Here is a 13,613-nt window from a genome sequence, read left to right as displayed (position 1 = left end):
GACGGCGGGCGACCGGCGGCGCGGACGGGGAGGGCGACCGTGAAGCTCCTGCTGACCTCGGGCGGGGTGACCAACCCCAGCATCCGCGCGGCGCTGGACCGCATGCTCGCCCGGCCCGTCGCCGAGTCCCGCGCGCTGTGCGTCCCCACCGCCCAGTGGGGGCACCCGATGTGCGGCCCGGACTCGGTGCGCCGTCTGGTCGCCGCCGACCCGGGCACCGAGCACCTGAACGGCCTCGGCTGGGGGTCGCTCGGCGTCCTGGAGCTGACCGCGCTGCCGACCGTCGGCCCGGACCGGTGGGTCCCGTGGGTCCGGGAGGCCGACGTCCTCCTGGTCGACGGCGGCGACGCCACCTACCTCGCGCACTGGGTGCGGGCATCCGGCCTGGCCGACCTGCTGCCGACGCTGCCCGACCTGGTCTGGGTCGGGGTGAGCGCCGGGAGCATGGTGATGACCCCGCGGATCGGGGAGCTGTTCGTCGAGTGGGCGGGCGCGCCCGACGACCGCACCCTCGGGCTGGTCCCGTTCTCGATCTTCCCGCACCTCAACGCGTTCCCGACCAACACCCCGGCCGTGGCCGAGCAGTGGGCCGCCGGCATCGACGGGCCGGCCTACGCGATCGACGAGCAGACGGCGATCGCGGTCGTCGACGGGGCGGTCGAGGTGGTGTCCGAGGGCGAGTGGACGCGGTTCGGCGGATAGCCCCCTCGGTGGGTCCCGGCGTCCCGGCGCCCCACCGCGGCTCGAGCCGACTCCCGCTCGGTGCGAACGGTGGTCGTGTCGCGTGACCTCCGTCTCGCGGCGCACAGGAACACGACCGGCGGGCCCGCGGTTACCTCGACCATGACGCTCGCTCTCTCTGTCCTCGACCTGGCCCCCATCGCCCCCGGCGAGACGGCGGCAGAGAGCTTCGCGGCATCCGTCGCGCTGGCGCAGCAGGCGGAGAAGAGCGGCTACCGGCGCGTCTGGTACGCCGAGCACCACAACATGAGCTCCATCGCGTCCAGCGCCACCTCGGTGCTCATCGCCCACGTCGCGAGCCAGACGTCGACGATCCGTCTCGGTGCCGGCGGGGTCATGCTGCCGAACCACTCGCCGCTGACCATCGCGGAGCAGTTCGGCACCCTCGAGGCCCTGCACCCCGGGCGGATCGACCTGGGCCTCGGACGTGCACCCGGCGGCGACCAGGCCACCTTCCGGGCGCTGCGGCGTGACCCCGCCGCGTCGAACCAGTTCCCGCAGGACGTCGTGGAGCTCCAGGGTTTCCTCGCCGGCGAGTCGCGCGTCCCTGGCGTCACCGCCACCCCGGGGGCCGGGTCCCACGTGCCCCTGTACATCCTGGGTTCGTCGCTGTTCGGCGCCCACCTCGCCGCCGCCCTGGGCCTGCCGTACGCCTTCGCCTCGCACTTCGCACCGGCCGCGCTGCACGACGCGGTCGCCGCCTACCGACGCGAGTTCCAGCCGTCGCAGCAGCTCGAGCGGCCGTACGTGATCGCCGGGGTCAACGCCATCGCGGCGGACGACCGCGACGACGCCCACGAGCAGCACCAGCAGGTCAAGCGCGCGCGCCTCCTGATGATGCTGCGCCAGAGCGGCCAGATCCCGGTCGGCCACACCTTCGACGACGACGAGCTGGACCTCCTGCTCGCGGCTCCCGTGGGCGCGCAGGTGGCGAGCATGACGACCTACACCGGCGTCGGCACCGGCGCCGATGTCGCCGAGTACGTCACCGACTTCGCGCGCACGGCGGACGCCGACGAGGTCATCGTCGCGCACTCCTCGCTGACGACGTCCGCGCGCATCCGGTCCGTCGAGCTGCTCGCGTCCCACGTCGTCCTGTAGTCCCGCTCGTGGGCCGGGGTCCCCAGGTCCACGCCGGGGTGCGCAGCCCTGGTACGCCGCCACGGCCGGCGGTCGTCACCGGTGGTCGTGCTCCGCACCGTAGGCGATCCGCCGCAGCGCGACCTCGAACGGGCCCCGTCGGCCCCGAGGCCCCGCGGATTCCTCAGATTCCAACTCGAAGCCCGATCCTTCCCAGCCTTTCCCACGACGCCGGCCGATTCCCGAACTCGGTGAACCCCGGTACCCGACCGCGTCAGGCCTGCATGTCCACGAACCGCGAGTAGTGCCCCTGGAACGCCACGGTGATGACGTCGGTCGGGCCGTTACGGTGCTTGGCCACGATCAGGTCGGCCTCGCCCGCACGCGGCGACTCGCGCTCGTACGCGTCCTCACGGTGCAGCAGCACGACCATGTCGGCGTCCTGCTCGATGGAGCCCGACTCACGCAGGTCGCTCATCGCCGGCTTCTTGTCGGTGCGCTGCTCGGGACCACGGTTCAGCTGCGACAGCGCGATGACCGGGACCTCGAGCTCCTTGGCGAGCAGCTTGAGCGCACGCGAGAACTCGGAGACCTCCTGCTGACGGGACTCGACGCGCTTGCCGGACGACATCAGCTGCAGGTAGTCGATGATGACGAGCTTGAGGTCGTGCTTCTGCTTGAGCCGGCGGCACTTGGCGCGGATCTCGGTCAGCGACATGTTGGGCGAGTCGTCGATGAACAGCGGCGCCTCGGTGAGCTTGCCCTGGATCTGGGCGAGCTTCTGCCAGTCGTCGTCGCCCATGGCGCCGGTGCGGAGCTTCTGCAGCGGCACGCGCGCCTCGGCGGACAGCAGACGCATCGTGATCTCGGAGCGGCTCATCTCGAGCGAGAACACGACGGACGCCTGGCCGTGCTTGATGGACGCGGCGCGGGCGAAGTCCAGCGCGAGCGTCGACTTGCCGATGGCGGGGCGGGCGGCGATGACGATCATCTGGCCGGCGTGCAGGCCGTTGGTCAGCCGGTCCAGGTCGGCGAACCCGGTGGGGACCCCGGTCATGCCCTCGCCGCGGTGCCCGGCGGACTCGATCTCGTCGAGGGTGCTGCCCATCACCTCGCCGAGGCGGTGGTAGTCCTCGGTCGTGCGCCGCTCGCTGACCGCGTAGACCTCGGCCTGGGCGTTGTTGACGATCTCGTCGACGTCACCGCCGTCGGTGGCGTAGCCGAGCTGGACGATCCGGGTGCCGGCCTCGACCAGGCGGCGCAGGACGGCGCGCTCCTTGACGATGCGGGCGTAGTAGCCGGCGTTGGCGGCGGTCGGCACCATCGCGATGAGCGTGTGCAGGTAGGGCACGCCGCCGACGCGGCCGATCTCTCCGCGCTTGGTCAGCTCGTCGGCGACGGTGACGGCGTCGGCGGGCTCGCCGCGGCCGTACAGGTCGAGGATCGCGTCGTACACGGCCTCGTGCGCGGGCCGGTAGAAGTCGGTGCCGCGGATCTCCTCGACGACGTCCGCGATGGCGTCCTTCGAGATCATCATGCCGCCGAGCACGCTCTGCTCCGCGTCGAGGTCCTGCGGGGGCATCCGGTCGTACCCGGCCCGGCTCTGACCCGCCGGTGCCCCGTAGTCGAGATCCTCGATCGTCACCGTGCAGCCCCTCGTCGTCCTGGTCCGTCGCGACCGTTCTAGCACCGGCCTCCGACACGCCCGCGGCCGCTGGACCTGGGCCCGGTGACGTCGGTGGGGTCGATGTCGGACCCGCGCGCGTCGCGACAGTAGGCGTCGTACCGGGTGCGATCAAGCGAGTCGCGCACAGGGCCTGGGGACGAGGTTGTGGAAGGCTGTGGACCGCAGCCCTGCGTTGTCCACAGTCCGTGGACACAGGTGTGGACAAAGTCCGAATCCGTCCCCAGACAGGGCTTCTCACCCGCGCAAACGCCGTTCACCGGTGTGGACAGGAAGAAGTTGGGCCTCATTTCACGCCTCGGACACCCGGCGTCCACCGTCGACCGACAAATCTTGGGTCTGGCCGTGCCTGCGCTCGGGGCGCTGGTCGCGGAGCCGCTGTTCGTGCTGGTCGACTCGGCCATCGTCGGCCGGCTCGGGACGACCGAGCTCGCCGGGCTCTCGCTGGCCTCGACCCTGCTGGTGACCGTCGTCGGCCTGTGCGTGTTCCTCGCGTACGCCACCACGGCGGCCGTCGCCCGGCGGTCGGGCGCCGGTGACCGCGCCGGAGCGCTGCAGATGGGCGTGGACGGGCTCTGGCTCGCCGCCGGGCTCGGCGTGGTCCTGGCGGTCGTCGCCGTCGTCGCGGCCCCGTGGGCCGTCGGTGCGCTCGGCGCCACCGGCGACGTGGCGCACCAGGCCGTGCTCTACCTGCGGGCCTCGGCACCGGGACTGCCCGGCATGCTGCTGGTGCTGGCCGCCACCGGCGCGCTGCGCGGCCTGCAGGACACCCGGACGCCGCTCGTGGTCGCCGGGGTCGGGGCGCTCGTCAACGCCGTGCTGAACGTCGTGCTGGTCTACGGGGCGGGCCTCGGCATCACCGGCTCGGGGCTGGGGACGGCGCTGACGCAGCTGGGGATGGGTGCCGCTCTGGTCGCGGTGGTCGTCCGCGGAGCCCGGGTTGCCGGGGCGTCGCTGGCGCCCGCGCCCGGCGGCATCCTGGCGGGCGTGCGCGCCGGCACCCCCCTCCTGCTGCGCACCGCGTCGCTGCGAGCCGCGATCCTGCTGACGGTGTGGGTGGCGACCAGCCTCGGTCCCGTCGCCCTGGCGGGGCACCAGGTGGTGAACGCCGTCTGGGGCTTCGTCGCGTTCGCGCTGGACGCGCTCGCCATCGCGGCGCAGGCCCTCGTCGGACACGCGCTGGGGGCGAGCGACGTCCCGCAGGCGCGGGCGCTGCTGCGCCGGATGCTCGCGTGGGGCGTCGGCGCGGGCGCGGTGCTCGGCGTCCTGACCGGGCTCGGGGGCTGGTGGCTGTCCGCCCTCTTCACCACCGACCCGGAGGTCCGGCACGCCGTCACCGTGAGCCTGGTCGTGGCAGCGGTCCTGATGCCGATGGCCGGCTGGGTGTTCGTGCTGGACGGCGTGCTGATCGGAGCCGGCGACGGGCGGTTCCTGGCGGCCGCCGGGCTGGTGACGCTGGTGGCCTACGTCCCCGTGGCACTCGCGGTGCGCGCGTGGGCCCCGGAGGGCTGGGCGGGGCTGGCATGGCTGTGGGCGGCGTTCGCGGGCGTGTTCATGCTCGCCCGCGCCGTGACCACCGGCCTGCGGGCGCGCGGCGACCGCTGGATGGTCACCGGGGTGTGACGTCCGGCGGCTCGACGCGCACCCGCCCACGGGTGCGGACGGTGAGGTCGTCATGTCCGGGCGAGGTCGTCACTCGTGCGGGACGACCTCGCCGCGATGTGACGACCTCGGACGCGCCCGTAGACGCACGAACGCCCCGCGCCCGGCGTGAACCGGAGGCGGGGCGTTCGTCGGTGCTGCTCAGATCAGGCCGCGACGACCTTGACGGTCAGCTTCGCGGAGACCTCGGCGTGCAGGCGGACCTGCACCTCGTACTCACCGGTGGCCTTGATCGGCTGCGCGACCTCGACCTTGCGGCGGTCGATCGACGGGCCGCCGGCCGCCTTGACGGCGTCGGCGATCTCGGCGGTCGTGATGGCGCCGAACAGGCGACCGGCCTCGCCGGCCTTGGCCGACACGGTGACCGGGTTGCCCTGGAGGGAGTCACGCACGGCGCGCGCCTCCTCGAGGGTCTCGATCTCGCGGACCTTGCGGGCACGGCGGATCGCCGTGACCTCCTTCTCGGCTCCCTTGCTCCACGGGGTCGCGAGACCACGCGGGACGAGGTAGTTGCGGGCGTACCCGTCCTTGACGTCGACGACGTCGCCGGGAGCGCCGAGGCCCGTGACCTCATGGGTCAGGATCAGCTTGGACATCTGTCTGCTCCTTCTCAGCGCGCCGACGACGAGTACGGCAGCAGGGCCATCTCGCGGGCGTTCTTGACGGCACGCGCGATCGCGCGCTGCTCCTGGACGGACACGCCGGTCACGCGACGGGCGCGGATCTTCCCGCGGTCGGAGATGAACTTCCGCAGCAGAGCGGTGTCCTTGTAGTCGACCGACTCGATCTTCGCCGCCTTGAGCGGGTTCTGCTTCTTCTTGGGCTTCCGGACAACGGCCTTGGCCATCGTGGTGCTCCTTGTTCTGTGTGGAGCCCGGGGCGTTGCCGTGCCCCGGGATGGGGTGTGCTTGTGCGGGCGCGCGCCCGTGGGGTGCCGACCTGGGTCGGCGGGGGGGATCAGCCGGTCAGGACCGGTCGATCAGAACGGGGGCTCGTCGGAGTAGCCGCCGGCGCCGCCACCACCCGCGGGCGTGGCCCACGGGTCGTCCTGCGCCTGGCTGCCGCCACCGTTGAAGCCGCCGCCACCGCCGCCGCCCTGGTTGAAGCCGCCACCGCCGCCGCCACCGCCGTTGAAGCCACCGCCGCCACCGCCGGAGCGCTGGGTGCGGGTGACCTTGGCGGAGGCGTAGCGGAGCGACGGGCCGACCTCGTCGACCTGCAGCTCGTACACGGTCCGCTTCTCGCCCTCGCGGGTCTCGTAGGACCGCTGGACGAGCCGACCGGAGACGATGACCCGGGTGCCCTTCGTGAGCGTCTCGGCGACGTTCTCCGCCGCCTCCCGCCAGATCGAGCAGCGGAGGAACAGCGTGTCGCCGTCCTTCCACTCGTTGCTCTGGCGGTCGAACGTGCGCGGCGTGGACGCCACGGTGAAGTTCGCGACCGCGGCGCCGGACGGCGTGAACCGCAGCTCCGGGTCGGCGGTCAGGTTCCCGATCACCGTGATGGTGGTGTCACCAGCCATGCCAGCTCCTCGTTCTCGTCGGAAGGGGGTGGGTCCGCACGGTACGCGCGCGGTCCGACACTCAGGCGTCCTGGCGGAGGACCTTCGTGCGGAGGACGGCCTCGTTCAGGCCCAGCTGACGGTCGAGCTCCTTGGCGGTGTCCGACGTCGAGGAGAAGTCGACGACGGCGTAGATGCCCTCGGACTTCTTCTTGATGTCGTAGGCCAGGCGGCGACGGCCCCAGATGTCCACCTTGTCGACGGAGCCACCGTCGGTCTTGACGACCGACAGGTACTTGTCGAGGGACGGAGCGACGGTGCGCTCCTCGATGTCGGGATCGAGGATGATCATGATCTCGTACTGACGCAGGCTCATACCCACCTCCTCTGGTCTCGGCGGCCACGGTCGTTCCGTAGCAGGAGGGTGTTGTGCGTCGCGGTGCCCGGACCCGAGGTGTCGATCTGCGACGGCCGGACGGGCACAGCAGCTCGTCAGTCTACCTGGTCCCACGGACGCCGACAGCCCCCCGGCCGGGTGGCGCGGGCCACGGCGGTCGGGGGGCTGTCGGTGGGACCGGCCCGGAGTCAGGGAGCGGTGCCGGGGTCCTGGCCCTGGTTCTGGCCGCCGGCGGGTCCGCCGGTCGGCGTCGGCCCGGGCTGGGGCTGCTGCGGGCCCCGCGAGACCTGGATCGTCACGGTGGAACCGGGTGCCACCTGCGAGCCCTCGCCCGGGCTGATCCCGACGACGGTCCCCACCGGCTGGTCGGAGTCCACCTCGGTCACCGCAGGTACCAGCCCGGCGTTGCTGACGGCCGCCTGCGCGTCACCGGACAGCGTCCCGGTCAGGCCCGACGGCACCGCCACGGCGGTCGGCTGCTCGGGCTCGGGGGCCTGGGTCTCCACCGGCGCCTGCGTGGTGGGCTCCTGCGTCGGCACGGCAGCCGCGTTGACGTTCGCGCGCTCCGGGAACGGCGTCGGCGTGGCGTACTTCGGGAGCTGCAGCACCGGGGTCATGTACTCGGCCCACAGCGCCGACGGCCAGGTGCCGCCCGTGACCTCCCGGACCCCGCCCCACGGGGTGATCGTGACGGGGTCGCTGCCGTTCTCGCCGACCTGGCTCAGCGCCACGGCGGTCACGATCTGCGGGGTGAAGCCGACGAACCAGGCCGACTTGTTCTCGTTCGAGGTGCCGGTCTTGCCTGCGATGTCGCGGTCGATCGGGCCGATGTAGTTCTCTCCCGACCCGTTCTCGACGACCTGCGTCATCGCGTACGTGGTGTCGGCCATGACGCCGGCGTCGAACTGCTGCACGGGCTGCGTCTCGCCGGAGTAGGCCAGGTCGCCGTCGGGGTAGGCGGCCTCGGCCACCATGAACGGCTTGTGGTAGACGCCCTGGGCGGCGATCGTCGCGTACGCCGACGCCATGTCGAGCGGGCTCACGTCGTCGGTGCCGAGCACGTTGGACGGGGTGCTGTTCACGGGCGAGGTGACACCGGCCCGCTGGGCGACCTCGGCGGTCTTCTCGGGACCGACCGCGAGGTTGAGCTGGGCGTACACCGTGTTGACGGACTGCTCCGTGGCCTTGACCAGGTCGATCGTGCCGAAGTCCGTACCGCCGAAGTTGTTCACCTCCCAGCCGTCGAAGTCCTGCGGCGAGTAGCCGGGGTACCGCTCGGAGAGCGGGATGCCGTTCTCGAGCGCCGCGATCAGCGTGAACGGCTTGAACGTCGAGCCGCCCTGGACCTTGCCGCGCGTGGCCCGGTTGATCTGGTCGGCGAGGAAGTCCGGTCCGCCGTACATCGACACGATGGCACCGTTCGCGGGGTCGACCGACACGACGCCGATCTTCATCGCGTCGGCGGGGAGCTCTCCGTCGGACATCTCGCCGCTGCGCAGCTTGCCGATCGCGTCGAGCGCGTCCTGCTGGACGTCGGGCTCGATGGTCGTGGTGATCTTCAGCCCGCCCGTCTCGAGCGTCTCCTGGGTGATCGAGCCGGTGGCGGTGAGCTCGGTCGCGACGTACTCCATGAGGTACCCGACGGTGCCGCCGAACCGGTCGCTGCGCGTGTACGGGATCGTCTCGGGGAAGACCAGCGCCGACCGGTCGGCCTCCGTGAGGTAGCCGTCGCGGACCATGCCGTCGAGCACGTAGTTCCAGCGCTGCTCGGACTTCTCCGGGCTCGCCGCGGGGTCCCAGTTGTTCGGCGACGGGATCAGGCCGGCGAGCAACGCGGCCTGCGAGACGTCCAGCTCGGCGGCGGGCCTGCCGAAGTAGGCCTGCGCGGCGGCGTCGATGCCGTACGCGTTGCGGCCGAAGTAGATCGTGTTGAGGTACCGGCCGAGGATCTGCTCCTTGGTCTCGGACTGCGCGATCTTGATCGCCAGCAGGGCCTCCTTGGCCTTCCCCACGTAGCTGGTGGTCGTCTCGCCGACGTAGTAGCGCTCGACGTACTGCTGGGTCAGGGTCGAGGCGCCCTGGGTCGCGCCGCCCTGGATGTTGTTGAGGAAGGCGCGAGCCATGCCGGTGATCGAGATGCCCTGGTTCTCGAAGAACGTCCGGTCCTCGGCCGAGACGACGGCCTGCCCGACGTGCGCCGGCAGGGACTCGTAGTCCACCAGGTTCCGGTTGGGGCCCTGGAAGCTGCCGATCTCGGCACCGTTCGCGAAGTAGACGGTCGACGCCTGCTCCTGCGCGAACTCGTCCGGGTCCGGCACGTCGGTCAGCGCGTAGGCGGCCACGACCAGCCCCAGCACCAGGAAGATCCCGACGGTGACCGTGCCGACCACGAACCGCCAGGACGGCAGCCAGCGGTGCAGGCCGCGGTAGCCGCGCCGGGGGTAGTCGACGAGGCGCCGGCGGCCGCCGGACGTGGCGGCACCGGCCGGTGCCGACCGTCGGTTCGAGCCTGCCAACGCACTGCCTTCCTGTTAACGGGTGAGGGGGGCGACGAGCGGCAGCAGCCGTCCGGGCCCGGATCAGTATGCAAGAGCGGCCCCCACCGGTCCCGGTCTCCGGCGACATCGGCCGCGGACTTTCACGCGATCGCCACGCCGCCCACGCCCCGGGCCCCCCTCCCCGGCACGCCGGGTGAACGCGAGGTGTTGCCCGGAACGCGCCCTTCGCCCTACTCTCCACGATGTATCAGTTCGATACATCGTGGCGCGAACGCCGAGAGGAGGCCTGCCGTGCGCGGACGTTCCGACGTGCTCGAGTCGGCCATCCTCGGCCTGCTGCACGACTCCCCGATGCACGGGTACGAGCTCCGCAAGCGGCTCAACGTCCTGCTCGGCTCGTTCCGCGCGCTGTCCTACGGCTCGCTGTACCCGTGCCTCAAGGCCCTGGTCTCCCGCGGCTGGATCGTCGGGTCCGACCCGCAGGAGGCGCCGGCGCACGGCCTGGCCGGCAAGCGCGCCCGGATCGTCTACCAGCTGACCGCCGAGGGCAAGGAGCAGTTCCAGCACGTGCTGGCCTCCTCCGGCCCCGCGGCCTGGGAGGACGAGACCTTCGGCTTCCGGTTCGCGTTCTTCGGCCAGACCGACCGCGAGACCCGGCTGCGGATCCTCGAGGGCCGGCGCACCCGCATGGCCGAGCGCCTCGAGCAGATCACCGAGTCGGTGGCCCGGACCCGCGTCCGCATGGACGAGTACACGCTCGAGCTCCAGCGGCACGGCCTCGAGCAGGTCGAGCGCGAGGTCCGCTGGCTCGACGACCTCATCGACCACGAGCGCAGCGATCGCAGCGCCCGTCCCCGGGGCGCCGGTCAGCCGACCGACGCCCGCACGAACGCTGTCGAGGATGACCCCATCGTCGCGGCACAACCCTCTGAGAAGGAGCGAGGATGACCTCCATCCGCGTTGCGATCGCCGGTGTGGGCAACTGCGCCTCGTCGCTGGTCCAGGGCGTGCAGTTCTACGCCGACGCCGACCCCAGCACCAAGGTGCCGGGTCTGATGCACGTCCAGTTCGGGGACTACCACGTCCGCGACCTCGAGTTCGTGGCGGCGTTCGACGTCGACGCGAAGAAGGTCGGCTTCGACCTGTCCGAGGCGATCGTGGCGTCGGAGAACAACACGATCAAGATCGCCGACGTCCCGCCGCTCGGCGTGACCGTGCAGCGTGGCCCGACCCTCGACGGCGTGGGCAAGTACTACGCCGAGACCATCGAGGAGTCCGACGCGGAGCCCGTGGACGTCGTCCAGGTGCTCAAGGACGCCAAGGTCGACGTCCTGGTGTCCTACCTGCCGGTGGGCTCCGAGGCGGCCGACAAGTTCTACGCGCAGGCCGCCATCGACGCGGGCGTCGCGTTCGTCAACGCCCTGCCCGTCTTCATCGCGTCCGACCCGGAGTGGGCCGCGAAGTTCGAGGCCGCCGGCGTCCCGATCGTCGGCGACGACATCAAGTCGCAGGTCGGCGCCACGATCACGCACCGCGTGCTCGCCCGCCTGTTCGAGGACCGCGGCGTCGTGCTGGACCGCACGTACCAGCTGAACGTCGGCGGCAACATGGACTTCAAGAACATGCTCGAGCGCGAGCGCCTGGAGTCCAAGAAGGTGTCGAAGACGCAGGCCGTCACCTCGAACATCCAGGACGGCCCGCTGGCCGGCAAGAAGGCCGACCGCAACGTGCACATCGGCCCGTCGGACTACGTCGCCTGGCTCGACGACCGCAAGTGGGCGTACGTCCGTCTCGAGGGTCGCGCGTTCGGCGAGGTGCCCCTGAACCTGGAGTACAAGCTCGAGGTCTGGGACTCCCCCAACTCGGCCGGCATCATCATCGACGCCGTCCGCGCCGCGAAGATCGCGCTCGACCGGGGCACCGGTGGCCCGATCCTGTCGGCGTCGACCTACTTCATGAAGTCCCCGCCGGTCCAGCACGAGGACCAGCACGGCCGGGAGCTCGTGGAGAAGTTCATCCGCGGCGAGATCGAGCGCTGATCCGGAGCGCAGCACAGGGTGGGCGGGAGCGCAGCGAGCGTCCCGCCCTGTGCGGAGCGCAGGATCAGCGCGACCGCAAGATCGAGCGCTGATCTCCCCTGCACGACCCGAGGCCCCGGCGACGTCCTGTCGCCGGGGCCTCGTCGGTCGTGGGGGCCGGCGCCTCAGCCGGCGGCGATCTCCGCGCGCAGCGAGCCCAGCAGCTCGGCGAGCCCGTCGGCGAGCGCCTCGGCCTGGGCGCGGGTGGTCGTCGCCGACAGCGTCCACACCGTCGACGGGCCGCCGTCGGCTCCGGGCACCGCGACGAACTCCTGCAGCTGCGTCATCGGCACCGCGGCCTCGTCGATCGTGGTGGTGAAGCGCACCTCCTGCGTCACGGCGGTGTCGCCGCGCTGCTCGCGGTGGTGCACGGTGACCTCCCGCTCGGTGGCCTCGACGGCGCGGACCGCCTCCGCACCGAGCGCGAGCACCAGCCCGGGGTCGTCCGACCGCTGGACGCCGACGGTCACGTTGGCGGTGAAGCCCGCGTCCGGCGTCCCGTGCGCCGCCGCGAACGCGATGCCCGGCGTGCCGAGCGTCTCCGGCGGGATCAGGTACCAGCCCTCGGGCAGCGTGGTCGCGGCGTCCTGCGGGTCGGTGCTCATGGGTCTCCTCGGTCTCGCGGGGCGCAGCAAGTCTAGGCGGCCGTCGCCGGCGATAGCCTGGCCGGGTGCAGGTGGTCTCGGATCTGAAGCAGCTGTGGCCCCTGGTCGACTTCCGGCGGCTGCTGACGGTGCGCCTGGTGAGCCAGTGCTCCGACGGCCTGTTCCAGGCGGGCCTGGCCACCCTGTTCTTCTTCTCCCCGGAGAACGCCACGACGGCCACCGGCGTCGCGGCGGCGTTCGCGGTGCTCCTGCTGCCGTTCACCGTGGTGGGTCCGTGGGCGGGCGTGCTGCTCGACCGCTGGCGGCGGCGGCAGGTGCTGCTCGTCGGCAACCTGGTCCGGACAGGTCTGACCCTGCTCGTCGCGCTGGTGATGGCGACGGCCGGCGTGGGACCCGCGGTCTACGTGCTGGCGCTGGTCACGCTGTCGGTCAACCGGTTCCTGCTGTCGGCGCTGTCGGCGTCGCAGCCCCGGGTCGTGGCCGGGCCGCTGCTGCTGACCGCCAACTCGATCACCCCGACCCTCGGCACCGTGTCCGCCGGGATCGGCGCCGGGATCGGGATCGGGCTGGGTCTGGTGCTCCCGGACGGGCGCGGCAAGGACGTCACGGCCCTGCTCGTCGCCGCGGCGCTGATGACGACCGCCGCCCTGCTCGCCACCCGGCTGGGCCGCGACCGGCTCGGTCCCGACGCGCGCGCGGACGCCGGAGAGGTCCGGCAGGCGCTGTCCTCGCTGGCGCACGGGCTGGTCGGCGGCGCGCGCTACCTGGTGCGCCGCGGCACGCCCGCCCGGGCGCTGGGCGTCATGGCGGTGCACCGGTTCCTCTACGGCGCGGTGTTCATCGCGAGCCTGCTGATCTCCCGCAACCTGCTGTCGGACCCCGGCGACCCCCGCGCCGGCCTGGTCACGTTCAGCACCGTCGCGGCGGTGACCGGCATCGGGTTCGGGCTCGCGATCGTCGTCACGCCGCTCGTGTCGCCGGTGCTGGGGCCGCACGGCTGGATCACCGCCTGCCTGCTGCTCGCCGCGGCGACCCAGGCCCTGCTCGCGGTGACCGTCGCGTACCCGGCGGTGCTGGCGGGCTCCCTGGTGCTCGGACTGGCCGCGCAGGGGGCGAAGATCGCGGTCGACACGATCGTCCAGCGGGACACCGCCGACGAGTTCCGCGGCCGCGCGTTCGCGCTGTACGACGTCCTCTACAACGCGGCGTTCGTCGGGGCCGCGGCCCTGGCGGCGGTCGCGCTGCCGGACACGGGCTGGTCCCGCGGGGTGTTCGCGCTGCTGGCAGCGGCGTACCTCGGGACGGCGCTGGTCTACCGGACCCGCGCCACGGAACCGGCCGAGGTCCCGCTGCCCGCCGCGCGCTGA

Annotated in this window: 13 protein-coding genes; 6 read left to right on the top strand and 7 right to left on the bottom strand. The window is 72.2% G+C overall.

Annotated elements, in window-relative coordinates:
- The first annotated feature begins 39 nt into the window (after positions 1 to 39).
- Complete coding sequence (locus AC1050_RS16530; RefSeq protein ID WP_482388500.1) at positions 40 to 702, top strand: Type 1 glutamine amidotransferase-like domain-containing protein; 663 nt, start codon at positions 40 to 42, stop codon at positions 700 to 702.
- Positions 703 to 843: 141 nt separating this feature from the next.
- The gene (locus tag AC1050_RS16525) at positions 844 to 1,842 is read left to right on the top strand and encodes an LLM class flavin-dependent oxidoreductase (protein ID WP_482388499.1); all 999 of its coding nucleotides are present in this window, start codon (positions 844 to 846) and stop codon (positions 1,840 to 1,842) included.
- Positions 1,843 to 2,095: 253 nt separating this feature from the next.
- On the opposite strand, the gene dnaB is transcribed toward AC1050_RS16525, so the two are convergent.
- Positions 2,096 to 3,466: a replicative DNA helicase gene (gene dnaB, locus AC1050_RS16520; RefSeq protein WP_482388498.1), complete on the bottom strand. Its 1,371-nt coding sequence runs from the start codon at positions 3,464 to 3,466 to the stop codon at positions 2,096 to 2,098.
- 303 nt (positions 3,467 to 3,769) lie between these two features.
- Here dnaB and AC1050_RS16515 point away from each other — a divergent pair, with 303 nt between their 5' ends.
- On the top strand, positions 3,770 to 5,128 hold the full coding sequence (locus tag AC1050_RS16515; RefSeq protein ID WP_482388497.1) for an MATE family efflux transporter: 1,359 nt from the start codon (positions 3,770 to 3,772) through the stop codon (positions 5,126 to 5,128).
- A gap of 185 nt (positions 5,129 to 5,313) precedes the next feature.
- Here the strand turns inward: AC1050_RS16515 and rplI are convergent, their stop codons facing one another.
- The 5 genes from rplI to AC1050_RS16490 form a co-directional block, all read right to left on the bottom strand.
- Positions 5,314 to 5,763: a 50S ribosomal protein L9 gene (gene rplI / locus AC1050_RS16510; protein ID WP_482388496.1), complete on the bottom strand. Its 450-nt coding sequence runs from the start codon at positions 5,761 to 5,763 to the stop codon at positions 5,314 to 5,316.
- A gap of 14 nt (positions 5,764 to 5,777) precedes the next feature.
- On the bottom strand, positions 5,778 to 6,014 hold the full coding sequence (gene rpsR / locus AC1050_RS16505; protein WP_013772910.1) for a 30S ribosomal protein S18: 237 nt from the start codon (positions 6,012 to 6,014) through the stop codon (positions 5,778 to 5,780).
- 132 nt (positions 6,015 to 6,146) lie between these two features.
- The gene (locus AC1050_RS16500; protein WP_482388495.1) at positions 6,147 to 6,689 is read right to left on the bottom strand and encodes a single-stranded DNA-binding protein; all 543 of its coding nucleotides are present in this window, start codon (positions 6,687 to 6,689) and stop codon (positions 6,147 to 6,149) included.
- Positions 6,690 to 6,750: 61 nt separating this feature from the next.
- On the bottom strand, positions 6,751 to 7,044 hold the full coding sequence (gene rpsF / locus AC1050_RS16495) for a 30S ribosomal protein S6 (RefSeq protein WP_454050541.1): 294 nt from the start codon (positions 7,042 to 7,044) through the stop codon (positions 6,751 to 6,753).
- A gap of 209 nt (positions 7,045 to 7,253) precedes the next feature.
- Positions 7,254 to 9,581, bottom strand: coding sequence for a transglycosylase domain-containing protein (locus AC1050_RS16490; protein WP_482388494.1), 2,328 nt, complete (start codon positions 9,579 to 9,581; stop codon positions 7,254 to 7,256).
- A 273-nt stretch (positions 9,582 to 9,854) separates the two neighbouring features.
- Here AC1050_RS16490 and AC1050_RS16485 point away from each other — a divergent pair, with 273 nt between their 5' ends.
- Both AC1050_RS16485 and AC1050_RS16480 read left to right on the top strand, forming a co-directional pair.
- Positions 9,855 to 10,511 carry a PadR family transcriptional regulator gene (locus tag AC1050_RS16485; protein WP_482388493.1) on the top strand — a complete coding sequence of 219 codons (657 nt, stop codon included), beginning with the start codon at positions 9,855 to 9,857 and terminating at the stop codon, positions 10,509 to 10,511.
- The gene (locus AC1050_RS16480) at positions 10,508 to 11,602 is read left to right on the top strand and encodes an inositol-3-phosphate synthase (protein WP_482388492.1); all 1,095 of its coding nucleotides are present in this window, start codon (positions 10,508 to 10,510) and stop codon (positions 11,600 to 11,602) included. The genes AC1050_RS16485 and AC1050_RS16480 overlap by 4 nt, the downstream gene beginning before the upstream one ends.
- A 164-nt stretch (positions 11,603 to 11,766) precedes the next feature.
- Here the strand turns inward: AC1050_RS16480 and AC1050_RS16475 are convergent, their stop codons facing one another.
- Entirely contained in the window at positions 11,767 to 12,246 is a 480-nt protein-coding gene (locus tag AC1050_RS16475) for a hypothetical protein (protein WP_482388491.1), read from the bottom strand.
- Positions 12,247 to 12,311: 65 nt separating this feature from the next.
- Here AC1050_RS16475 and AC1050_RS16470 point away from each other — a divergent pair, with 65 nt between their 5' ends.
- Positions 12,312 to 13,613 carry an MFS transporter gene (locus AC1050_RS16470; protein WP_482388490.1) on the top strand — a complete coding sequence of 434 codons (1,302 nt, stop codon included), beginning with the start codon at positions 12,312 to 12,314 and terminating at the stop codon, positions 13,611 to 13,613.

This window comes from Cellulomonas sp. NEAU-ZC6 (genome assembly GCF_056844425.1).
The sequence above is the reverse complement of the archived record's forward strand: the minus strand, read 5'-3'. Positions and strand labels throughout refer to the sequence as shown.